The organism is Conexibacter sp. JCM 18997 (assembly GCF_055391915.1).
The window spans coordinates 5000210-5022612 of record NZ_AP043885.1 but is presented as its reverse complement, the minus strand read 5'-3'; the positions used below and the strand labels follow the sequence as shown (position 1 = coordinate 5022612).

Annotated in this window: 22 protein-coding genes; 16 read left to right on the top strand and 6 right to left on the bottom strand. The window is 72.4% G+C overall.

The features are described from left to right. The first annotated feature begins 3 nt into the window (after positions 1–3). From ACZ5UI_RS25120 to ACZ5UI_RS25090, 7 genes are all read left to right on the top strand, one after another. On the top strand, positions 4–732 hold the full coding sequence (locus ACZ5UI_RS25120; protein ID WP_464192313.1) for a succinate dehydrogenase cytochrome b subunit: 729 nt from the start codon (positions 4–6) through the stop codon (positions 730–732). After that, a complete protein-coding gene (locus tag ACZ5UI_RS25115) occupies positions 729–2636 on the top strand; it encodes a fumarate reductase/succinate dehydrogenase flavoprotein subunit (RefSeq protein ID WP_464192311.1) in 1908 nt (635 codons plus the stop codon). Before ACZ5UI_RS25120 ends, ACZ5UI_RS25115 begins: the two co-directional genes overlap by 4 nt. Next, complete coding sequence (locus tag ACZ5UI_RS25110; RefSeq protein WP_464192309.1) at positions 2633–3397, top strand: succinate dehydrogenase/fumarate reductase iron-sulfur subunit; 765 nt, start codon at positions 2633–2635, stop codon at positions 3395–3397. Before ACZ5UI_RS25115 ends, ACZ5UI_RS25110 begins: the two co-directional genes overlap by 4 nt. Before the next feature lie 64 nt (positions 3398–3461). Next, positions 3462–5156 carry an FAD-binding protein gene (locus tag ACZ5UI_RS25105; RefSeq protein ID WP_464192307.1) on the top strand — a complete coding sequence of 565 codons (1695 nt, stop codon included), beginning with the start codon at positions 3462–3464 and terminating at the stop codon, positions 5154–5156. Next, positions 5156–6271, top strand: coding sequence for a succinate dehydrogenase/fumarate reductase iron-sulfur subunit (locus ACZ5UI_RS25100; protein WP_464192304.1), 1116 nt, complete (start codon positions 5156–5158; stop codon positions 6269–6271). Before ACZ5UI_RS25105 ends, ACZ5UI_RS25100 begins: the two co-directional genes overlap by 1 nt. Beyond that, on the top strand, positions 6268–7185 hold the full coding sequence (locus ACZ5UI_RS25095; RefSeq protein WP_464192302.1) for a CoB--CoM heterodisulfide reductase iron-sulfur subunit B family protein: 918 nt from the start codon (positions 6268–6270) through the stop codon (positions 7183–7185). The genes ACZ5UI_RS25100 and ACZ5UI_RS25095 overlap by 4 nt, the downstream gene beginning before the upstream one ends. Next, the gene (locus ACZ5UI_RS25090) at positions 7182–7361 is read left to right on the top strand and encodes a hypothetical protein (RefSeq protein ID WP_464192300.1); all 180 of its coding nucleotides are present in this window, start codon (positions 7182–7184) and stop codon (positions 7359–7361) included. Before ACZ5UI_RS25095 ends, ACZ5UI_RS25090 begins: the two co-directional genes overlap by 4 nt. Before the next feature lie 18 nt (positions 7362–7379). Here the strand turns inward: ACZ5UI_RS25090 and ACZ5UI_RS25085 are convergent, their stop codons facing one another. Continuing rightward, positions 7380–7970 carry a response regulator transcription factor gene (locus tag ACZ5UI_RS25085; RefSeq protein WP_464192298.1) on the bottom strand — a complete coding sequence of 197 codons (591 nt, stop codon included), beginning with the start codon at positions 7968–7970 and terminating at the stop codon, positions 7380–7382. Between the two features lie 275 nt (positions 7971–8245). On the opposite strand from ACZ5UI_RS25085, the gene ACZ5UI_RS25080 reads away from it, so the two are divergent. From ACZ5UI_RS25080 to ACZ5UI_RS25055, 6 genes are all read left to right on the top strand, one after another. Beyond that, positions 8246–9514, top strand: a complete 1269-nt coding sequence (locus tag ACZ5UI_RS25080) for an FAD-binding oxidoreductase (RefSeq protein WP_464192296.1) — start codon at positions 8246–8248, stop codon at positions 9512–9514. 12 nt (positions 9515–9526) lie between these two features. Then, complete coding sequence (locus ACZ5UI_RS25075; protein WP_464192294.1) at positions 9527–12772, top strand: BTAD domain-containing putative transcriptional regulator; 3246 nt, start codon at positions 9527–9529, stop codon at positions 12770–12772. A 13-nt stretch (positions 12773–12785) separates the two neighbouring features. Further along, complete coding sequence (locus ACZ5UI_RS25070) at positions 12786–13559, top strand: lipoate--protein ligase family protein (protein ID WP_464192292.1); 774 nt, start codon at positions 12786–12788, stop codon at positions 13557–13559. Positions 13560–13622: 63 nt separating this feature from the next. Next, on the top strand, positions 13623–13922 hold the full coding sequence (locus tag ACZ5UI_RS25065; RefSeq protein ID WP_464192290.1) for a DUF4333 domain-containing protein: 300 nt from the start codon (positions 13623–13625) through the stop codon (positions 13920–13922). Positions 13923–13980: 58 nt separating this feature from the next. After that, a complete protein-coding gene (locus ACZ5UI_RS25060; RefSeq protein ID WP_464192288.1) occupies positions 13981–14313 on the top strand; it encodes a DUF4333 domain-containing protein in 333 nt (110 codons plus the stop codon). A gap of 35 nt (positions 14314–14348) precedes the next feature. After that, the gene (locus ACZ5UI_RS25055; RefSeq protein WP_464192286.1) at positions 14349–14639 is read left to right on the top strand and encodes a DUF4333 domain-containing protein; all 291 of its coding nucleotides are present in this window, start codon (positions 14349–14351) and stop codon (positions 14637–14639) included. Here the strand turns inward: ACZ5UI_RS25055 and ACZ5UI_RS25050 are convergent. Next, complete coding sequence (locus ACZ5UI_RS25050; RefSeq protein ID WP_464192284.1) at positions 14636–15670, bottom strand: aspartate-semialdehyde dehydrogenase; 1035 nt, start codon at positions 15668–15670, stop codon at positions 14636–14638. The two genes, ACZ5UI_RS25055 and ACZ5UI_RS25050, sit on opposite strands and share 4 nt — an antisense overlap. Then, positions 15667–16929 carry an aspartate kinase gene (locus tag ACZ5UI_RS25045; RefSeq protein WP_464192282.1) on the bottom strand — a complete coding sequence of 421 codons (1263 nt, stop codon included), beginning with the start codon at positions 16927–16929 and terminating at the stop codon, positions 15667–15669. Before ACZ5UI_RS25045 ends, ACZ5UI_RS25050 begins: the two co-directional genes overlap by 4 nt. 21 nt (positions 16930–16950) lie before the next feature. On the opposite strand from ACZ5UI_RS25045, the gene ACZ5UI_RS25040 reads away from it, so the two are divergent. The 3 genes from ACZ5UI_RS25040 (at position 16951) to ACZ5UI_RS25030 (ending at position 19697) form a co-directional block, all read left to right on the top strand. Next, a complete protein-coding gene (locus ACZ5UI_RS25040) occupies positions 16951–18090 on the top strand; it encodes a glycoside hydrolase family 3 N-terminal domain-containing protein (protein WP_464192280.1) in 1140 nt (379 codons plus the stop codon). A 9-nt stretch (positions 18091–18099) separates the two neighbouring features. Then, positions 18100–18570, top strand: coding sequence for a hypothetical protein (locus ACZ5UI_RS25035; protein ID WP_464192278.1), 471 nt, complete (start codon positions 18100–18102; stop codon positions 18568–18570). Between the two features lie 254 nt (positions 18571–18824). Next, positions 18825–19697 (top strand): type IV toxin-antitoxin system AbiEi family antitoxin domain-containing protein, encoded by an 873-nt coding sequence (locus tag ACZ5UI_RS25030; RefSeq protein ID WP_464192276.1) that lies wholly within the window; start codon positions 18825–18827, stop codon positions 19695–19697. Here the strand turns inward: ACZ5UI_RS25030 and recR are convergent. From recR to dnaX, 3 genes are read right to left on the bottom strand one after another with little or no spacing between them, the layout of a single operon-like run. Further along, entirely contained in the window at positions 19657–20256 is a 600-nt protein-coding gene (gene recR / locus ACZ5UI_RS25025; RefSeq protein ID WP_464192274.1) for a recombination mediator RecR, read from the bottom strand. The two genes, ACZ5UI_RS25030 and recR, sit on opposite strands and share 41 nt — an antisense overlap. Further along, positions 20253–20630 (bottom strand): YbaB/EbfC family nucleoid-associated protein, encoded by a 378-nt coding sequence (locus ACZ5UI_RS25020; RefSeq protein ID WP_464192272.1) that lies wholly within the window; start codon positions 20628–20630, stop codon positions 20253–20255. Before ACZ5UI_RS25020 ends, recR begins: the two co-directional genes overlap by 4 nt. A 3-nt stretch (positions 20631–20633) precedes the next feature. Then, positions 20634–22385 carry a DNA polymerase III subunit gamma/tau gene (gene dnaX / locus ACZ5UI_RS25015; RefSeq protein WP_464192270.1) on the bottom strand — a complete coding sequence of 584 codons (1752 nt, stop codon included), beginning with the start codon at positions 22383–22385 and terminating at the stop codon, positions 20634–20636. Positions 22386–22403 lie beyond the last annotated feature (18 nt).

Below are 22403 nucleotides of genomic sequence, written 5' to 3'. Positions count from 1 at the left end.
GTCGTGCCCAGCCAGGGACACGGTCTCCGCCGCCAGCGACTCTCGCTGCGCGAGACGTGGGACTCCACCATCGGAAAGAAGATCGCCGTCGCGGTGTCGGGGGCGGTCCTCGTCGGCTATCTCGTGTTGCACATGGTCGGCAACCTGAACTCGCTCTACGGCGCGGGCGACGGCGACCCCCGCGTCGACGACTACGCGCACTGGCTGCGCACGTTCGGCGAGCCGCTGCTGCCCTACGGCGCGCTCGTGTGGGCGATCCGCGCGCTGCTGCTGGGCGCGCTGGTGATCCACGTCACCGGCATCGTGCAGCTGCGCCGCCGGGCCGCCGCCGCGCGCGGCCCGTATCCCGCCAAGCGCGTCGCCCGCCCGCTGTCGGCCCGCGCGATGGCGGTCACCGGGACGCTCGTGCTGGCCTTCGTGATCTTCCACATCCTCCAGTTCACGACGCTGACCATCGACGTCACGCCGCTGCGCGAGGGCGCGGTCTACGCCAACCTCTACGGCGCCTTCCAGAAGTGGTACTTCGTGGCGATCTACGTCGCCGGCGTGGGCGCGATCGCCTTCCACCTGCGCCACGGCATCTGGTCGGCGGCCCAGACGCTGGGCTTCGACCGCCCGTTCCGCCATCGCCTGATCCGCTCGACCGCCACCTGGGGCTCGATCGTCCTGGCCGTGGGCTTCCTGTCGGTGCCGATCTGCTTCTGGACCGGCGTGCTGGGAGCGCCCGCATGATCTTCGACGCCCGCATCCCCGACGGCCCGCTGCCCGAGAAGTGGGACAACTGGCTGGACGCGCACCGCATGATCGGCCCGGGCAACCGTCCCGGCCGGCGGGTGATCGTGATCGGCACCGGCCTGGCCGGCGCCAGCGCCAGCGCGTCGCTGGCCGCGCTGGGCTACCGCGTCGACGCGTTCTGCTTCCAGGACAGCGCCCGGCGCGCGCACTCGATCGCCGCGCAGGGCGGCATCAACGCGGCCAAGGACTTCGCCAACGAGGGCGACTCGATCCGCCGCCTGTTCACCGACACGATCAAGGGCGGGGACTTCCGCGCGCGCGAGGCCAACGTGTGGCGCCTGGCGCAGCTGTCGGCCAACATCATCGACCAGGCCGTCGCCCAGGGCGTGCCCTTCAACCGCGAGTACGGCGGCGCGCTGGCCACCCGCTCGTTCGGCGGCGTGCTCGTGCAGCGCACCTTCTACGCCCGCGGGCAGACCGGGCAGCAGCTGCTGCTGGGCGCCTACAGCGCGCTGCAGGCGCAGGTCGCCCAGGGCCGCGCGCACGTCCACAACCGCCACGAGATGCTCGACGTCGTGCTGATCGACGGCGTCGCGCGCGGCATCATCGCCCGCAACCTGGTCACCGGGGCGATCGAGCGCCACGTGGCCGACGCGGTGGTGCTCGCCTCGGGCGGCTACTCCAACGTCTTCTACCTGTCGACCAACGCGATGGGCTCCAACGTGACCGCCACCTGGCGGGCCCACCGGCGCGGCGCGCTGTTCGCCAACCCGTGCTTCACGCAGATCCACCCGACCTGCATCCCGCAGACCGGCGAGTACCAGAGCAAGCTGACGCTGATGAGCGAGTCGCTGCGCAACGACGGGCGCGTGTGGGTTCCGCGCGATCCGCAGGAGCGCCGCCCGCCCAACGAGATCCCCGAGTCCGGGCGCTACTACTTCCTGGAGGAGCGCTACCCGGCGTTCGGCAACCTCGTGCCCCGCGACATCGCCTCGCGCGCCGCGCAGGCGGTGTGCGACGAGGGCCTGGGCGTCGGCCTGATCAAGCGCGGCGTGTACCTCGACTTCCGCGACGCGATCGTGGCCCAGGGCCGCGAGACGATCGCGGGCCGCTACGGGAACCTGTTCGACATGTACCGGCGGATCACCGACGTCGATCCGTACGAGCAGCCGATGCAGATCTACCCGGCCCCGCACTACACGATGGGCGGCCTGTGGGTCGACTACGAGCTGCAGACCACGGTCCCGGGCCTGTTCGCGATCGGCGAGGCGAACTTCTCCGACCACGGCGCCAACCGCCTGGGGGCCAGCGCGATGATGCAGTGCCTGGCCGACGGGTACTTCATCGTGCCGCGCACGGTCACCAACTACCTGTCGACGCTGCCCAACGGGATCACCACCGAGCATCCGGCGTTCGCGCAGACCGAGCGCGACGTGCGCGAGCGGATCGAGGGCCTGATGGGCATCGGCGGACGCACCGCGCCGCAGGTCTTCCACCGTCAGCTGGGCCAGATCATGCTCGACAAGTGCGGCATGTCGCGCGACGCCGCCGGGCTGACGCAGGCGCTGGGCGAGATCGCCGAGGTGCGCGACGCCTTCTGGAGCGACCTGTTCATCGACGGGCGCTCCGACGAGCTGAACCCGACGCTGGAGTACGCGGCCCGGCTGGCCGACTTCCTCGAGCTGGCCGAGCTGATGTGCCTGGACGCGCTGCGCCGCGAGGAGTCCTGCGGCGGGCACTTCCGCGACGAGCACCAGACGCCCGACGGCGAGGCGCTGCGTGACGACGCCCACTACGCGAAGGCCACCGCCTGGGAGCACACCGGCGGCGACACCCCGATCCCCCACGACGAGCAGCTGGCCTTCGAGGCCGTCGCGCTGGCCACGAGGAGCTACAAGTGAGGTTCACCCTGGAGGTGTGGACCCAGGCCTCCCGCGCGGAGCCGGGCCACTTCGAGAGCTACGAGGTCGACGAGATCGCGGCGGACGCCTCGTTCCTGGAGATGCTCGACCAGGTCAACGAGCGCCTGGCGCAGCGGGGCTGGCGGACGATCGCCTTCGACAGCGACTGCCGCGAGGGCATCTGCGGCGCCTGCTCGCTGACCATCGACGGGCAGCCGCACGGGCCCAACCAGGTCACCACCTGCCAGACGTACATGCGCGACTTCCAGGACGGCGCGACGATCCGCATCGAGCCGTTTCGCAACCAGGCCTTCCCGGTGCTGCGCGACCTGGTCACCGACCGCAGCGCGCTGGACCGGATCGTCGAGGGCGGCGGCTACATCTCCACCACGACCGGGCCGCAGCCCGATCCCAACTCGATGCCGATCTCGCCCGACGTGCAGCAGCGCGCGATGGACGCGGCCACCTGCATCGGCTGCGGCGCCTGTGTGGCCGCGTGTCCCAACGGCGCCGCGATGCTGTTCACGGGCGCGAAGGTCAGCCACCTGAACCTGCTCCCCCAGGGCCAGGCCGAGCGCCCCGCGCGGGCCCGCTCGATGGTGCTGGCCATGGACGCCGAGGGCTTCGGCGGCTGCACGAACTTCGGCGAGTGCGCGCGCGCATGCCCGCAGGAGATCACCCTCGACGTGATCGGGATGCTCAACCGGGAGTACCGCCGCGGCGCGCGCCGGCGCACCGACGCCGTGGGCCGCGTTCCGTAGCCACCGCATTAGGGTTACCGAATAAAGCGAGACGGCGAGAGCGCCCGATATGGTCCGCTCCTCAATGCCCGCACATGACGTCCTCATCATCGGCGCTGGTCTGGCCGGTCAACGGGCCGCCCTTGCCGCCGCCGAAGCCGGCGCGACGGTGGCCATCATGAGCAAGGTCCACCCTGTCCGCTCGCACTCCGTCGCCGCTGCCGGCGGGATCAACGCGGCCATCAGCGTCTCCGACGACTGGCGCTCGCACGCCTACGACACCGTCAAGGGCTCAGACTTCCTGGGCGACCAGGACGCGATCGAGGTCATGTGCTCGGAAGCGCCCCACGAGGTCATGCACCTCGAGCACATCGGGGTCACCTTCCACCGCAACGACGCCGGCGAGCTCGACCTGCGGGCCTTCGGCGGCGCGTCGACCAAGCGCACCGCCTACGTGGCCGACATCACCGGCCAGGCGATCCTGCACGTGCTCTACGAGCAGCTGCTCAAGCACGGCGACAAGATCGACCGCTACGAGGAGTGGTTCACCACCTCGCTCGTCGTCGAGGACGGCGTGTGCATCGGCGTCGTGGCCCGCGACATCCGCACCGGCGCGATGGAGACCTTCTCGGCCAAGAACGTGATCCTGGCCTCCGGCGGCGCGGGCCAGTGCTTCAAGCCCACCACCAACGGCCTCATCTGCACCGGTGACGGCATCGCCCAGGCCCTGCGGGCCGGCGCGCCGATCATGGACATGGAGATGATCCAGTACCACCCGACCTGCCTGGTGGAGAACGGGTTCCTGATCACCGAGGGCGCGCGCGGCGAGGGCGCCCATCTGCTCAACGCCAACGGCGAGCGCTTCATGGAGAAGTACGCGCCCAACAAGCTCGAGCTGGCCTCCCGCGACGTCGTCTCGCGCGCGGAGCAGACCGAGATCAACGAGGGCCGCGGCGTCGGCCCCGGCGGCGTGGGCATCTGGCTCGACGTCACGGTGGTCCCGAAGAAGCGCACGCTCGAGGCGCTGCGCGAGATCGTCAACATCGGCAAGGACTTCGCCGGCGTGGACATCACGAAGGACCCGATCATGATCCGCCCGGGTCAGCACTACATCATGGGCGGCGTCAAGACCGACATCAACGGCCAGACCCCGCTGGAGGGGCTGTACGCGGCCGGCGAGGTGGCCTGCGTCTCGGTCCATGGCGGCAACCGCCTCGGGGCCAACTCGCTGCTGGACACGTTGATCTTCGGCCGCCGGGCCGGCGAGCACGCCGCGCAGCGGGCCACCGGGATCCGCATGCCGACCGTGTCGCGCGCCCCGCTGACCGACGACACGAAGATGATCGAGTCGATCATCGCCCGTCCCAAGGAGGGCGCGCGGCGCATCTCCGAGATCAAGGACGAGCTCGGCACGACGATGAACCGCTACGTCGCGGTGTTCCGCGAGGAAGAGGGCCTGAAGAACGCGCACGAGGTCGTGCTGCGCCTGAAGGAAGAGGCCAAGACGGCCTACATCGACGACCGCGGCACCATCTTCAACCAGGACGTCCTCGGGGCGATCGAGCTGGGCTACATGCTCGACTGCGCCGAGGCGACCGTCATGTCGGCGATCGAGCGCAAGGAGTCACGCGGGGCGCAGTTCCGCACCGACTACCCCGAGCGCAACGACGACGAGTGGATCAAGCACATCGACATCTCCCGGAACGGCGACGACACCCCGACGATCTCCTACTCGGACGTGACGTTCACCCAGTGGCAGCCTGAGGAGCGCAAGTACTGATGGCCGAAGCGACCGAATTCACCCTGCGCCTGCGGCGCTACGACCCCGAGTCAGGCGAAGCGGCCTACTGGGACGAGCACACGATCGAGCTCGAGCCCCACCGGTCGGTGCTGGAGGCGATCCTGCAGGCCAAGAACCGCTTCGACGGCTCGATCGGCATCCGCTGCTCGTGCAAGGCGGCGATCTGCGGGTCCTGCGGCGTGCGCGTCAACGGGCAGCCCGGCCTGGCCTGCCACACCCACCTCGACAAGGCGAAGGCGTCCTCCAAGGACGGCGTCATCGAGATCGAGCCGATGGGCAACATGCCGGTGATCAAGGACCTGATCGTCGACATGGACGCGGTCCACTGGAAGAAGATCCAGCGCGTCACGCCGTGGCTGATCACCGACGACGAGAACATGCCCGAGCGCGAGCACATCGTGCCCCGCGAGTCGATGGTCGACGTGACCCAGTCGATGGCCTGCATCCAGTGCGGCGCCTGCGTCAGCGACTGCTTGGCCATGGAGGTCGATCCGCTGTTCGTGGGTCCGGCCGCTTCGGCCAAGTCGTACCGCTTCGTCGGCGACCCACGGGACACGCAGCAGTTCGAGCGGCTCAAGGACCTGGCCGAGGACCCGCACGGCATCTACACCTGCACGCACTGCTTCAAGTGCATCGACGCCTGCCCCAAGGGCGTGGCGCCGATGTCGCAGATCATGCGCCTGCGCCGCCGCGCGACCGGCGATTACCACATCAACGATCGCAACAACGGCGACCGCCACGAGCAGTCCTTCGTCACCCTGATCCACGACTACGGCCTCCTGCACGAGGCCGAGCTGCTCCCGCGCTCGTGGGGCGGCAACTCGTGGTTCGGCAAGTTCCACCCGGCCGCGGGCAAGGTCCTGCTGGAGTCGCTGCCGGTCGTCACCAAGGCCGTGCTGCGCGGCAAGATGTCGATCAAGCTCGCGCTGCTCGGCCACAAGCTGCCCGCCCAGGACCTCAAGGCCGTGCAGAAGATCTACGACAAGGTCGAGAACCGGCCCGAGCGGATCGAGCTGAACCTCTACATCGTCGGCGACGACAAGGACAACGAGGACAACCAGTCGGCGGTTGCCGAAGGGAGCGCAACGGCATGAAGGTCGCCTACTGGCCCGGCTGCGTGAGCCGCGGCTTCACCCCCGAGCTGCACGGATCGATGGCCAAGGTCGCGCCGCTGCTCGACCTCGAGCTGATCGAGCTGGACCGCGCCTGCTGCACGGGCGCGGGCGTCATCGCCGAGCACAACCAGGAGCTGGCCGACACGCTGAACGCGCGCACGTTCGCGCTGGCCCAGCAGACCGACGGCGAGCTGATGATGAACATCTGCTCGACCTGCCAGGGCGCCCAGTCGGAGTGCCAGGAGCGCCTCGACGCCAACGCCGAGTACCGCGGCATGGTCAACGAGACGCTGGCCGACGAGGGCCTCGCCTACGAGGCGGGCATCAGCAACAAGAACTTCCTGTGGCTGCTGGTCGAGGAGATCGGCCTGGAGACGCTGAAGTCCAAGGTCAAGGTGCCGCTGACCAACCTCAAGGTCGGCCCCTTCTACGGCTGCTACATCGTCCGTCCCGAGGACCGGCTGGGCATCAACGCCGAGCTCCCGCGCGACACGTACCTGTCGCAGGTCATCGAGGCCCTCGGCGGCACGGTGATCGAGTACGCCGGCATGCACAAGTGCTGCGGCTTCCCGATCATCACGATGAACCAGGAGGCCTCGCTCAAGCAGGCCGGGACGCACATGGGCGACGCCAAGGACGCGGAGGCCGACTGCGTCGTCACCCCGTGCCCGCTGTGCCACCTGAACCTGGACCTGCAGCAGCCGCTGGCCGAGAAGGCCGTCGGGCGCGTCATCGACATGCCCGTGCTGCACCTGCCCCAGCTGGTCGGCCTGGCCCTCGGCCTGTCGCCGAAGGAGCTGGGCATGGGTCGCCACGTCGTCAAGCCGACCTCGGTCATCGACTGGTCGACCTCGGTCGTCGCCGGCGTGGGTGCCGGCGAAAGCGGCTGGTGAAGCTCAGCGAAGAGCTCGCACGGATCCTGCCGGGACGACGCGCACCGCGTCGACCGGCGGATCAGGCGCCCCGCGAGATCGTGCCGTCCGGCGAGCCGACCGCCCAGGTCGAGCGCCTCGACGAGGCGCGCGAGCGCCTGCGTCGGCAGATCCCGCCGCGCGCCGACGACGAGTAGCCACGCGGCGCGCGCGGCTCAGGCCGGCCGGGTCAGCTCGCGGCGCGTGCGCACGCCGAGCTTGCGGTAGATGTTGCGCGCGTGGGTGCGGACGGTCTCGATGCCCACCTGCAGCGCGAGCGCGATCTCGGCGTTCGAGCGGCCCTCCTGCAGCAGCGCGAGGACGTCGGCCTCGCGGCTGGTCAGCGGCTCGGGGCCGCTGGGGCCCAAGCCCTGCTCGCCGGCCTTGGCCCGGGGCAGCACCTGCAGTCCGCGGGAGGCCAGGTGGATCGCGTTGAGCACGTCGCGGGCCTGGGTCTCCTTCGACAGGCACGCGGTGGCGCCGAAGGTCAGCATCTGGTTGGCCTCGGCCGGCGTCGGGCGGCTGGCCAGCACGACCAGGCGGGTGACCGGGTAGGCGACGTGCAGCGCGTGCACCTCGAACGGCGTGCGCAACGAGCCGTAGTTGAGCAGCGCGACGTCGGGCTGGCGCCGGCCGAGCACCGTGCGCAGGCGCTCGTCGTCGAGGTCCTCGGCCACCACCTCGAGGTTGGGGTCGTCGTCGATCAGCGCGGTCAGCCCGCGGGCGATCAGGTCCTCGAAGCGGGCGAGCGCGACGGTGGCAGCCATGGTCCGGGTGTCTTATCGGCAGGAGCGGACGAAAGGGTGAGGGTCAATTCACCCTTGTTCTCCCCCATCCTCCCCCCAAGATCCCCCTCGGCGGGTGACGCATGCCGGGCCAGAAACGGGAATAGTCGTCTTGCCAGCAGGCAACGTCTTTTCCGAAGGACGGCAGATCAGGGGTACGACAACGTGCACCGGAAGGGGCCCTCGATGGGGCCCCTTTCGTGTTTCTGGGGCCGCGCGGCAAGTGGGCGGCAAGCGCCGATCGGCACGCTGCGGCGATGCGTACGCTCGACAGCATCCTCCTGCGCGACGGGGTGGACTTCCGTGCCCATCCCCAGGCCGGGCCGGCGATCGACGATCGACCGGTGGCGATCGCCGTGCCGCGCAACGTCGACGAGGTCCGCGCCGTCGTGCAGCACGCCGGCGAGCAGGGCTGGCGCATCGCGATCCACACCACCGGGCGCGGCGTCCGCCAGACCGGACCGCTCCACGAGACGCTGCTGATCCGCACCGGCGAGCTCGGCGGCGCCCAGCTCGACGCGCCCGCGCAGATCACGCGCGTCGGCGGCGGCGCGCAGTGGGCCGACGTCTCCCAGGTGGTCGGACCCGCGGGTCTGGCCGCCGTGGCCATCACCACCCCGACCGTCGGCGTGGCCGGGACCGTGCTGGCCGGCGGCACCGGCTGGCTGGGCCGCCGCTTCGGCCTGGCCTCGGAGTGGCTGCGCGCGGTCGAGCTGGTCACCGGCGACGGGCAGCTGCTGCGCGCCGACGCCGATCACGAGCGCGACCTGTTCTGGGCGCTGCGCGGCGGCGGTGGCGGGCTCGGCGTGATCACCGCCATGGAGCTGGCGCTCGTCGCGCCCCAGCCCCTGCAGCTCGGCTACCTGGGCTGGCCCGGCCCACGGGCCGACGAGGTCCTGCACGCCTGGCGCGCCTGGACCCAGGACCTGCCCCGCGAGATCACCTCGATCGCGCGCATCGTCGGCGGCGACCACGAACCGCGGGTCTACGTCGAGGCGGCCGTGCTGACCGGGACCGCCGAGGCCGACGCGCTGCTGGCCCCGCTGCGCGCGCTGGCGCCCGAGGACGACACGTTCGCCCCCGCGGCCCCGCCGGCGCTCGACACGCTGCACTTCGACGTGCTCGGCCAGCGCCCCGTCTTCTACGACCACCTGATGCTCGACAGCCTGCCCGAGGAGGCGATGGACACCTTCCTGGAGGTCGCGGGCCCCAGCGGCGGCTGTCCGTTCCTCGACGTCGAGCTGCGCCACCTCGGCGGCGCGCTCAACGACCGCCAGCGCCACGGTGGGGCGCTCGGCGCGCTGGACTCCGAGTACGGCCTGGTCGTCGCCGCCGACCCGGCGGCGGCCGCCGCGGCCCGTGAGCTGTGCGACGCGGTCTCGCCCTGGGCCGCCGGGCACATCTTCGTCAGCTTCCTCGGCCAGTCGTCGGTGACCGACGATGTGTTCACCTCCGATGCGCTGCGCCGGCTGCACGCCGTGAAAGCCTTGTACGACCCCGCTGACCGCTTCATCTGGCCGCTGTAGGCTCGCGCCCGCATGTTCCAACCAACCGTGACCGGAGCGTCGCTGATCGAGCGACCGGAGCTGGCCGAACGGGTCCGGGCGGGCATCGATCGCGGCTCCATCGGCCTCGTCGCAGGGGCGGGCTACGGCAAGACCGTGCTGGTCGAGCAGGCGCTGGAGGGCCGCACCGCCGCCTGGCTGAGCTGCCGCTCGCGTGACCTGGAGGTCGATCGCCTGCTGGTCGACGCGCTGCAGGCGATCCGCCGCGCCGTGCCGGGCGCCGCGGACGTGCTGCTGGAGTCGGTCGGCGGCACCGGCGCGCCGCTGTCGCCGATCAACCTGACCCGCGCGATGCTCGACGAGCTGGAGGCCCTGCTCGTCGAGCCGCTGGTGTTCGTGCTCGACGACGCCGAGCAGCTGGCCGACGCGCGCCCCGTGCTGGACCTGCTCGAGCAGCTCGTCGAGACCGAGCACGGCCGCCTGCGCATCGTCATCTGCACCCGCCGCCCGCTGGACCTGCGCGTGGCCCGGGCCCAGGCCACCGGCCGCGTCTCGCTGATCAGCGAGAGCGAGATGGCCTTCAGCGCCGAGGAGACCGCCGCGCTGCTGGCCTCCCAGCTCGGGCGCACGCCGACCGACGACGAGGTCACCGACACCATGCAGGCGACGCTCGGCTGGCCGCTGGGCGTCGCGCTGGGCGCCACCGTCGGCAACCCCAACGGCGGCATCGCGCGCTTCCTGGCCGAGGAGGTGCTGGCCGGCCTGGATCCCGACCTGCGCGCGGCGATGCTCGCCTCCAGCGCGGTCGAGGAGATCACCCCGGCGATGGCCGAGGCGCTTGCGCTGCCCAACGACCTGGCCGCGCGCCTGGGCCGACTGGGGGTGCTGCTGCGCCCGGTCGCCGGGCGCCCCGACGCGCTGGCCTACCACCCGCTCCTGCGCGATCACCTGCGCAGCGTGTGGCAGGGCGAGGCCGACGCGGCCACGCGAGCCGACGTCCTGTCGCGCGCCGCCCGCCAGCTGCTGCGCGAGGGCCGCACGACGCAGGCGATCGACGCCTGGCTGGCCGCGGGCGAGCCCGGCCCGGCGCTGGACGCGATCTTCGCCCAGGCCACGGGCCTGGTGCGCAGCTCGCCCCGCGGCGTGCGCGCCTGGCTGTCGCTGCTGCCCGACGGCTTCGCCGACGACCCGCGGGCCGCCGCCGTGTCCGGGCGCCTGGCCCACACCGAGGGTCGCCACGAGGACGCCGTCTCGCTGCTGGGCGCCGCGGTCGCCGCGCTCCCGCCCGACGACGCCCCCGGGGTGGCCAGCGTCGCCGCCGAGAGCCTGTACTGGCTCGGGCGCACCGAGGAGGGCATCGAGCTGCTGGCCGCGCTGGAGCGCCCGACGGCCGAGACGCTGTCGTGGTGGGCCGCGCTGTTGGGCGGGATCGGGCGCCTGGACGAGGCGGCCGAGCGCCTGGCCCGCATCGAGCGGATGCCCGACGCCCCGCTGGCCGCCGGCATGCGCGCCCTGGGCGAGTTCTACATCGCCATGCCCGACGGGCGCCACGACGAGATCGTCCAGCTGCTGCGCCGTCGCCTGGAGTCCCTGGGCGACGACCACCGCGCCGCGCACCGCCCGGAGTACCTGGCCGGGTTCGTCGCCTTCGCCCTGGCCGACAGCGGCCACCCCGACGAGGCGGTCGCCTGGACCGACATCCTGCTCGAGGAGGCGGGCAAGTCCGGCCTGCCCTCGTTCATCACCGCCGAGACGCACGCGCTGCGCGCCTGGCTGCTGGCCATGGCCGGGCGTGAGGCCGAGGCCGAGCTGGCGCTGGGCGCGATCCGCGAGGTGCCGCCGACCGACGGCTGGGCGCCGGGGATCGCCGAGTCGGCGATGGCCGCCTGCCTGCTGGCCCGCGGCGAGCGCGCGGCCGCGCAGGCGCTGGCCGAGCAGGCCCGCACGCACGTGGCGATCGCGCCGATGCCCTTCCGCAACATCGTCGAGCTGCTGGTCATCCGGGTGCTGGCCGAGGCCACCTCGCCCGCCCGCGGCATCGAGCAGGCGACCGAGACGCTGACCTGGATGACCGAGGTCTACGCCCCCGACCACGGCCGCCACCACCGGGCCCGGGCCCTGGCCCTGCGGGCCTGGGCGCGGTCGCTGGCCGGCGACGTCGCGGGCGCGGGTGCGGACATGCGCGACGCGCTGGAGATCGCCGGGCCCGGCGCCGCCGCGGTGCTGCGCGTCGAGTGGCTGCGCATCGGCGACCTCGTCTACGAGCTGCTGGCCGCCGAGCTGCTCGACCCGGTGGCCACGATCGCCGCCGCCGAGCGCGCGTTCCCGGGCGGCCAGGAGCTGATCGACTTCGCCGAGCATCCGTCGGCCGCGGTCCGCGCGGTGGCCGCGCGCTCGCTGGGCTCGTCGGGCCACCCGCGCGCCGAGGCGCTGCTGGAGGCGCTGTCGGCCGATGACGACCCGCAGGTCGCCGCGGCGGCGCACGCCGCCCGCGCGGCCGGGCGCCGCTCGCCCCCGTCGCGCACGTTCACGCTGTTCGGCGCCTTCTCGCTGCGTCGCGGCGACTGGCCGGTCGACGAGCGCGCCTGGGGCCGCCCGACCACCGCGCGGCTGGTGCGCGTGCTGCTGGCCCAGCGCGGCGCGTTCCTGCCCGAGGAGGCGCTGACCGACGCGCTGTGGCCCGACAAGCCGCCCAAGTCGGCGCGTGCGTCCGTGCAGGTCGCGGTCTCGCGGGCCCGGGCGGTGCTCGACGGGCCCAACGCGACCAAGAGCGCGATCCAGTACTCCGAGCGGGCCTACCGGCTCGTGCTCGACGACCGCGACCGGGTCGACACCGAGTTGTTCAGCGTCGCCGCCGAGGCCGCGCTGGCCGACTCGACCCCCACCCACCCCGCGCGCCTACGACTCCTGGAGCACGCCGCCGCGCTGTGGACGGGCGAGCCGATGCCCGAGGAGCGCTACAGCGACTGGGCGGCCCAGTGGCGCGAGGACCTGAGCGCGACCTACGCGCGCGTGCTGTGGATGCTGGCCGACCTGCGCGGCCGGGCCGGCGATCACTCCGGCGCGGCCGCCGCCGCCGGGCGCCTGGTCGCCCTGGACCCCCTCGACGAGGGCGCCCAGCGGCTGCTGATCGCCGCGCTGGCCCGCTCCGGCAACCGGGCCCGCGCGCTGCGCCAGTACCTGGCCTGCCGCAAGCAGCTGGTCGACGCGCTCGGCCTGGAGCCGACCGAGGAGACGCGCGCGCTCCAGCGGCGGGTGCTCGCGGGCCAGCCGGTGTAGCGTCCAGGACGCTTTGCTGCTGCTGCAGGAGTCGTTCCCCGACCGTCCGGCCTTCGACATGGCGGTCTCCGCGGTGCTGCTGGAGAAGGTCGCCTCCGGTGAGCTGCCCGACGTGCTGCGCCTGCAGCGCCACGCGCCCGCGGTCGCCTTCGGGCGTCTGGATGCGCTCTCCCCCGGCTATCCCGCCGCGCTGGCCGCCGCCCGCGCGGGCGGGCTGGTGCCCTTCGAGCGCCTGGCCGGGGGGCGGGCCGCCGTCTACCACGAGGGCGTGATCACGATCGGCGAGGCGGTCGCCGATCCCGAGGCCAACGTGCACATCGCGCGCCGCTACGAGCACACCGCCGAGGTCGTCGCGAGCGCGTTGCGGGGGTTGGGCGTCGACGCCCGCATCGGCGCCGTCGACGGCGAGTACTGCCCGGGCGACTTCAGCGTCAACGCGGGCGGCGTGCGCAAGCTCAGCGGCACCGCACAGCGGGTGGTCCGCGGCGCGGCCTACGTCGGAACCGTGCTCGTCGTGCGCGACGCGGCGCCGATCGCCGCCGCCGTGGCCGAGCTGTACGCGGCGCTCGGGCTCGAGGTGGACCCCGCGGCGACCGGCGCCGTCGACGACGACGTGCCCGGCGTGACGTTGGAGACCGTCGAGCAGGCGCTGCTGGCCGCGTACGCCGCCGCGGCGGGCGGGCTGGACCGCACGCAGCTCGATCCGCGCACGCTGGCCGCGGCCGAGCAGGCCGAGGCGCGCTTCGCGCCACGCGAGCGTTCAAGCGCCGTCCCACCGCGCCGATGAAGGAGACAGCGCCACGGATGGCGTAGTCGGTCCCTCTCACCCACGAGCAAAGGATTGCCCGTTATGCGCAAGCTGTTTGCCGTTCCCGCTGCCGCCACGATCGCCGCGGTCGTGCTCGCCGTCACCGGGTGTGGCTCGAGCTCGTTCGACACCAAGGACCTGCAGTCCAAGCTGTCCGCCGACATCGCCAAGACCAACGGCCTGAAGGCCGCCGACGTCACGGTCACCTGCCCGGACGACTCGCCCGCCGACAAGGGCTCGGAGTTCACCTGCGACGCCACCGCCGGCGGCACGAAGCACACGATCGCCATCACCGTCACCAACGACGACGGCGACTTCACCTACGAAGAGGCCAAGAAGTAGTGCATGCGGGCCGCCGGGGCTTTGGCCACCGGCGGCCGTCCGCATAGGCTTGCGCCCCATGCGCACCACCCGACTGCTCGCCATCGCCTCCGGCGCCGTGGCGATCCTGGCCGTCAGCGGCTGTGAGGCCTCGTTCAGCGTCGGCGACAAGACCGTCGACAACGGACAGCTCGAGAAGCAGCTGGCCGAGAAGCTGGCCACCCAGGCCGGCGCCGATCCCAAGAAGGTCACCGTCGACTGCCCGGACGATCAGAAGGCCGAGAAGGGGCGCACGTTCGACTGCACCCTGACCGCGCCCAACGGCGACAAGGTCGTCGTGAAGGTCACGCTGACCGACGACGAGGGCGGCTACAACGCCACCGTGCCGCCGACCACCTCCGACCCATCCTGAGCCGAGCGGCCCTGATCGCCGCCGGCACGATCGCCGTGCTGGTCAGCGGCTGCGGCACCAAGACGGTCGACACGGGTCGCATCGAGCGGCAGCTGTCGGAGCAGGTGGCCGCGTCGTCCGGCGTCGATCCGGCCGACGTCAAGGTCAACTGCCCGCGCAGCCGTGAGGGCAAGCCGGGGCTGACGTTCGACTGCATCGTCAAGTACGACGGCACCCGGCGCGCGATCACCATCACCCTGGGCGACGGCGATCGCTACACCGCGACGCTCCAGACGAACACCACGCCGCCGCTCGCCGTGCCCGGCGAGGACGGGCTCGGCGGCTAGGCGGCCGGGGCGGCCGAGCCGACCAGGCCGCGCTCGACCACGAGCTCGGCGATCTGGACGGTGTTCAGCGCGGCGCCCTTGAGCAGGTTGTCGCCGACGACGAAGAAGCTGAGGCTGTGCGGGTCGCTGAGGTCGCGGCGCACGCGGCCGACGACCGTCTCGTCGCGCCCGGCCCACTCCAGCGGCGTCGGGGCCTCTTCGACGAGCAGGTTGGGGAACTCGCGCAGCGCGTCGAGGGCCTCGTCGAGGTCCGGCTCGCGCTCGAAGGTCGCGCGCACGGCGATCGAGTGGCCGACCATCACCGGCACGCGCACGCACGTGGGCGTGACGCGCAGGCCGGGCAGCGACAGGATCTTGCGCGACTCGTTCTGGAGCTTCATCTCCTCGTCGGTGTAGCCCTGGTCGTCCAGGGTCCCGAGGAGCGGCACGACGTTGAAGGCCAGCGTGTTGGCGTGCACGCTGTGCTGGACCTTGCGGGCGGCGCTGGCGCCATCGTTGACCAGCTGATCGACGTCCTCGGCCAGCGGCGCGACCTGGGCGGCGAGCTCGTCGATGCCCTTCTGGCCGGCGCCACCGGCGGCCTGGAACGACGTGGCGACCATGTCGGTCAGGCCGAAGCGGTCGTGCAGCGCCTTGACGGGCAGCATCGCGACCATCGTCGTGCAGTTCGGGTTGGCCACGATCCCCTTGCGGGCGTCGTCCAGCGCGACGGGGTTGACCTCGGAGACGATCAGCGGCACGTCGGGATCCATGCGCCACGCGCTGGAGTTGTCGACCACCACGGCGCCGCCGGCGGCGAACTTCTCCGCCCAGGCCTTCGAGGTCGAGCCGCCGGCGCTGAGCAGCGCAACGTCGAAGCCGACCACCGTGTCGTCGCGCAGCGGCTGGACCGTGAGCCCGTCGACCACCTTGCCGGCGCTGCGCTCGGAGGCGAACAGCACGACCTCGTCGGCGGGGAAGTCGCGCTTGCGCAGCTGCTCGCGCATGACGGTGCCCACGGCACCGGTGGCTCCGACGACGGCGATCCTCATGAGAACTCCCCAAACGGCTGCTCCGGGCGGATCGTGTCCGGACCACCCAGGTCGAAGGCGGCGTGCAGTGCGCGCACCGCGTCGGGCACGCGCTCGCCCGACACGACGCACGAGATGCGGATCGGCGAGGTGGAGATCATCTCGATGTTGATGCCCTCCTCGCCCAGGACGGTGAAGACCTTGGCGGCGACGCCCGGATGCGTCTTCATGCCGGCGCCGACGATCGAGACCTTGCCCATCGCCGAGTCGGCCAGGATGCCCATACCCAGCTCGGCGGCCAGCGGCTCCAGGGCCACGCGCGCGGCGGGCAGGTCGTCGCGCGGCACGGTGAAGGACAGGTCGGCGCGCGAGCCGCTGGAGACGGGCTCGTTCTGGACGATCATGTCCACGTTCACGTTGGCCTCGGCCAGCGTCATGGTGATGCGACCCGCGACACCGGGCGTGTCCGGGACGCCGGTCAGCGTCACGCGGGACTCCCCGGTGGAGTGGGTGACGGCGGTGATGAGCGGGTTCTCCACGGTGACGTCCTCTCCGACAACAACGGTACCGGCCGAGTCGTCGAAGCTCGATCGGCAATGAATGCGCACGCCGTGGTTGCGGGCGTACTCGACGGAACGCAGCTGCAGCACGCCGGCCCCGGAGGCCGACATCTCGAGCATCTCGTCGAACAGGACCATCGACAGCTTGCGCGCGTTGGGCACGATCCGCGGGTCGGCGCTGAACACGCCGGCCACGTCGGTGTAGATCTCGCACTCGTCGGCGTCGATCGCCGCGGCCAGCGCCACCGCGGTGGTGTCCGAGCCGCCGCGGCCGAGGGTCGTGACGTCGTGCGCGGTGCTGACGCCCTGGAAGCCGGCGACGAGCACGATCGAGTCCTCGTCCAGCGCCTGGCGGATGCGGTCGGCTCGAACCTCGAGGATCCGGGCCTTCGTGTGCGAGGTGTCGGTGACGATCCCGGCCTGCGAACCGGTCAGCGAGATCGCCCGGTGACCGAGGTCGTTGATCGCCATCGCGCACAACGCGCAAGACTGCCGCTCACCGGTGCTGAGCAGCATGTCCATCTCCCGCGGATCCGGAGTCGGCGAGATCTCCTGGGCCCAGGCGATCAGCTCGTCCGTCGTCTTCCCGCGCGCGGACAGGACCGCGACCACGCGCAGCCCTTCCTCGCGCTTGGCGACGATGCGCGCAGCGGCGCGCTTGATGCGCTCGGCGTCGGCGACGGACGTGCCGCCGAACTTCATGACCACGGTTCCCGGCATAGCGACCGTCCAAGGTACTAAGTGAGTCGCGCGTGGCGTCAGCGCATCGGCCTCGCGGTCGCCTGTGCCGTCGCGCTGGCCGCCGGCGCGGCGCTCGCGCTGGGCACCCGGGGCGGCGGCGACGGCACAGCCGCGATCGTGGTCACGACCGTGCCGGCGTCCACCCCGGCCTCCGTCCCGCTGCCCGATCCGCCGCAGGTCGTGGCCGAGCAGCTGTTCCTGGTCGGCTTCGCGGGCACCAGCGCTCGGGACCGGCGCGTCAAGGCGCTGGGCGAGCACGACTGGGCCGGCGTCGTGCTCGAGCCGCACAACGCGACGAGCCCCCGCCAGGTGCGCGCGCTCGTGCGCGCGCTGAAGCGCGACGGCGCGGCCGACGGCACCGATCCGCCGCTGATCGGGATCGTCCAGCCCGGCGGGTCGCGCTCCACGCTCCCCCAGCTGCCGCCGGTGCCGCAGTCCGACGTGTCGGTCGCGCGCGAGGCCGCCCGCACCTCCAGCGACGCGGCGGCGGCGCTGACCGGGCTGGGGATCGAGCTGACGCTGGCCCCGGTGGCCGACCTGGCCTACCCGAGCGGGCCGATGGCCGCCCGCGGGTACTCCGCCGATCCTCAGGTGGCCAGCGACCTGGTCGCCGCCTCGGTGCAGGCCTACCGCGAGGGGCGGCTGGCCAGCGCGCCCGGCGCGTTCCCCGGCCAGGGCGCCGCCTCCCAGGATCCGGCCGATGGCCCGGGAAGCGTCGGCTTCAACCTCGACGAGCTCCAGGCCGCCGACCTGCTGCCCTTCACCGCGGCGGTGCGGGCGGGCGCGCCGGCGATCCAGATGTCCAACGCGATCTACGTCGCCTGGGACGGGGTCACGCCCGCGACCATGGCGCCCGAGGCCTACGACCTGCTGCGCCGCGGCGCCGACTTCGGCGGCGTGGCGATCAGCGCCGATCTGCAGGCCACGACGGGGTCGACCACCGTCTCGGTGGCGCAGGCCGCGGTGCAGTCCCTGCGCGCGGGCGCCGATCTGCTGTGGGTGCCCGGCGATGCGGACGACCAGGAGGCGGCGGTCACCGCGGTGGCCACGGCCCTGAAGCGCGATGCCGGGCTGCGCCGGCGGGCGGCCGAAGCGCTCGCACGCGTCAGCTTGCTGCGCTCGCGCTACGCGTCGCCCTAGATTGGGCGCGTGCGCGCAGCCGCTCTCGCTCTTCTCCTGCTCTTCGCGCTTCCGGCGGTGGCCGGGGCGGACGGCCGCTGCGGCCCCAAGGAGTGCAAGGCCGACGTGGGCATCGCCGGCCACGCCGAGCCCCAGCCGATCCACCGCGGCGAGACCGCTCGCCTGAAGATCACCGTCAAGAACAACGGGCCTGACGGCGCGCTCGGCGTGTGGATGCAGACCGATGTGCCCCGCCAGCTGCAGATCGTCAAGGTCGACCGCTACGGCGGCGGCTGGTCCTGCGACACCCAGGGCACGTTCGTGAAGTGCGACCTGGGCGACTTCCGCCGCGAGCAGGAGGTGGTCGTCGTCATCACCGTGCGGGCCCGCAAGCTCGGCACGTACATCACGACCGCCTACTCGTACAGCAAGGACGGCGGCGACGGCAACGAGCGCAACGGCCAGGTCGACATGACCCTCGGCGTGCGACCGCGCGGTTAGCGCACACCCGCGTCGCGCATTCGTCGCAGACACGTGGTCCGCTGTGACATCTGATTCGTCACCGTGGGCCCATGGGCCCGCCCACCGACCCGCCCCCGCCCGCGGACTCGCCCCCGCCCGCGGTCCCGCCTCCGCCCGCGGACTCGCCCCCGCCCTCGGACTCGCCCCCTCCGGCCGAGTGGCATATTGCCGCCGCTGAGCGGAGTGAAAATGCCACTCGGCGGGTCGGGCGGGTTGCCGGTCGGCAGCACGGCGTGATCTCGGCCGCCCAGCTGCTCGAGGCGGGCGTATCGACCGCGACGATCGCGCGCTGGTGCCGAGACGGACGGATCATCCGCCGGTATCACGGGATCTATGCCGTCGGGCACGCGTTCCTCACCGCCGACGGGCATCGGATGGCGCAGGTGCTCGCCGCGGGGCCTGGTGCCTGTCTCACGGACCGGTCTGCCGGCGCGCTCCACGGCGTGCTCGTCGACCGGCGCGCGGTGGTGGATGTCGCCACGCCGCGTGGCGGCGCGCGCAATCGCGCCTCCTTCGTCGCCCACCGCAGGACCCTGCGCCCGGACGAGATCACGACGGTCCGTGGCATCCCCGTCACCACCCTGGAACGCACGTTGCTCGACGTTGCGGCGACCGGGCGCTCGGGCGATCTGGCCAGGGCGCTCGAGCGCGCCGAGGAGCTGCGGATCCTCGATCTGCGCCGGCTGCGCGCGCAGATCGCCCGGTCCAAAGGTCAGCGCGGCGTCGCGCGCCTGCGCGCGACCGTGGACGCCCTCGAGCCCAGGGACCCGCGCCTGATCCGCTCCAAGCTCGAGAAGGGCGTGCTGCGGCTGATCAAGGAGCGGCGGCTACCGGAGCCGAAGGTCAACCTGTGGCTGTTCGAATGGGAGGTCGACCTGCACTGGCCGGAGCTGCAGGTGGCGATCGAGCTCGACGGCTGGGAGGCGCACCGAACGCGGGCCGCGCGCGCTCGGGACTACGACCGGGATCTGGGGCTGGCCCGGCGCGGGTACGAGACGCACCGCATCTCCTGGGACCAGTACCGCTATCAGCGCGCCGAGGTGGCGGCTGCGCTGGAGACGATCCTCAGACCGCGCGGCGGCCGGCGAACGCCCGCCCGAGGGTGACCTCGTCGGCGTACTCCAGGTCGGAGCCCACGGGCAGGCCCGAGGCCAGCCGGGTGACGGTCACGTCGGGCGCACGGTCGCGCAGCCCGTCGGCGATGTGCAGCGCGGTGGCCTCGCCGGTGGTCGTCGGGTTGGTGGCCAGCACGACCTCGCGGACGCCGCCTTCGGCCACCCGCACGTAGAGCTGGGCGATCTTCAGGTCCTCGGGATCGACGCCGTCGATCGGCGACAGCGCACCGCCGAGCACGTGATAGCGACCGGGAAACTCGTGCGTGCGCTCGATCGGGATCACATCGCCGGGCTCCTCGACCACGCAGATCAGCGACGCGTCGCGGCGCTCATCCAGGCAGATGCGACAGCGCGGGCCGTCGGCCAGGTTGAAGCACACCTCGCACAGGCCGATGCGCTCCTTGACCTCGCGGATCGCGTCGGCCAGCGCGTTGGCCTCCTCCGCCTCGACGCGCAGGATGTGGAAGGCGAGCCGCTGAGCCGTGCGGTTGCCGATGCCGGGCAGCTTGGCCAGCTCGGTGACCAGCCGCTGGATCGGCGGGGCGTTCACCGTGGGAAGCCGCCTCGGCCACCGGGGAGGCCGCCGCCCGGGCCGCCCATGCCCGGCAGGCCCATCGAGCCGAGATCCAGGCCGCCGGTCAAGCCGCCCATCTTCGTGGCCGCCAGCTCCTGCGCGGCGCGCAGCGCCTCGTTGGTGGCCGCCAGGACGAGGTCCTGCAGCAGCTCGACGTCTTCGGGATCGACCGCGTCGGGGTCGATCACGACGTCCTTGATCTCCAGGTCTCCGGACACCTTGACCTTCACCATGCCGCCCCCGGCGGACGCCTCGACGGTCTCGTTCTTCAGCTGCTCCTGCGCGGCCATCATGTCGGCCTGCATCTTCTGCACCTGCTTGAGCATCTGCTGCATGTTCGGCTGGGGCATCGCTTACTTGGCCTCGTCGTCGTCGTGGATGAGCTCTTCGGCGTCGAACGCTTCCTTGAAGCGGGCGATCACCTCGTCCTCGGTCAGCGGAGGCGGCTCCTCCACTCGCGGCATCTCGTCGCGCAGTTCGTACTCAGGGCTGAGCGCGTGGCCGGTGACCGAGCGCAGCGCGTTGGCGACCAGCTCCCGGCTGGCGGTGTCCGCGCACTTCTTGTGCGCGAAGCCCTCGGACGCCGGGAAGGCGACCTGCAGCACGGCGCCGCTGAGCCCGACCGGCTGAGCCGAGCCCAGGCAGGCGGCGAGCATGCCGTTCTCGGCGCGCACCGCGTCCAGCACCGCCGGCCACACGTCGTTGACCGACTCGAAGGTCGCCGCGCTCCCGGAGGCCGGGGTCGACACGACCGGCTCGACCTCGGGCACGTCCAGCGCCGCCTCGTAGCGCGACTCGTCCTCCGGGTCGGGGGCCAGCGCGGCCAGGTCGTCCGGGACGACCTGGTGGCCGTTGCTCTGCGCCGCGACCGGCGGCGGCGGCGGTGCGGGGGCCGGCGGTGGTGCGGGGGCCGGCGGCGGCGGCGCGGGGGCCGGCGGCGAAGCCGGCGGGCCGGCGGCCAGCTGCGCCTCGAGGCGATCGATGCGGGCCAGCAGCGCCTTGGTCGAGGCGTCCACCTGCGGCGCGGCGGCCTTCACCAGCGCCAGCTCCAGCTGGGTACGCGCGTCGGCCCCGTTCTTCGTCGCCTCGCGAGCGGCGGCCAGCAGATCCAGCAGCCGCACGACCGAGGCCATCGAGATGTGGTGGGCCTGCGCGGCCAGGCGGTCGTCGTACTCGGCGGTCAGCGCCAGCTCCGGCGGCACCTCCCCCAGCGTGCGCACGACGAGCAGCGCCCGCGCGTGGCCTTCCAGGTCCTGGGCGAACGTGGCGGCGTCGCGTCCGGTCTGGGCCAGGCGGTCGGCGGCCAGCAGCGCGGTGCGCGCGTCGGAGGAGCCGACCGCGTCGAGCGCCTCGAACAGCAGGTCGACATCGGCCACGCCGAGCACGGCGAGCACGTCGTCCAGCGCGATCGCGTTGCCCGAGTAGGTGACGAGCTGCTCGAGCGTGCCCAGCGCGTCGCGGAACGAGCCGGTCGCGTGACGCCCGATCAGCGCGACCGCCTCGGGGCCGATCTCGATCGACTCCTGCTGGGCGACGCGGCGCACGACCGAGGCGAGCTGCTCGGCGGTCGGACGGCGGAAGTCGAAGCGGTGGCAGCGATCCACGACCGTGGGCAGCACCTTGTTGGCCTCGGTCGTGGCCAACACGAAGATCGTGTTCGGCGGCGGCTCCTCGAGCGTCTTGAGGAACGCATTCCAGGCCTGGGACGAGAGCATGTGCGCCTCGTCGAGGATGTAGACCTTGTGGCGGCCGCTCACCGGGGCGAAGGCGACGCGCTCACGCAGGTCACGGATGTCGTCGACCGAGTTGTTGGAGGCCGCGTCCATCTCGATGACGTCCATCGAGGTCGCGTTGGCGATCGACACGCAGGACTCGCACACGCCGCACGGCGAGACGGTCGGCCCGTTGACGCAGTTCAGGCACGAGGCGAGGATCTTCGCCATCGACGTCTTGCCCGTCCCGCGGGAGCCGACGAACAGGTTGGCGTGGTGGACCTTCCCCTGCTCGACGGCGTTGGACAGGGTGCGCACGACGTGCTCCTGCCCGACGACGTCGGCGAAGGTCCGCGGGCGATGGCGGCGGTACAGCGAAGGCGCAGACGACACGGCTTTGCAGTCTAGATG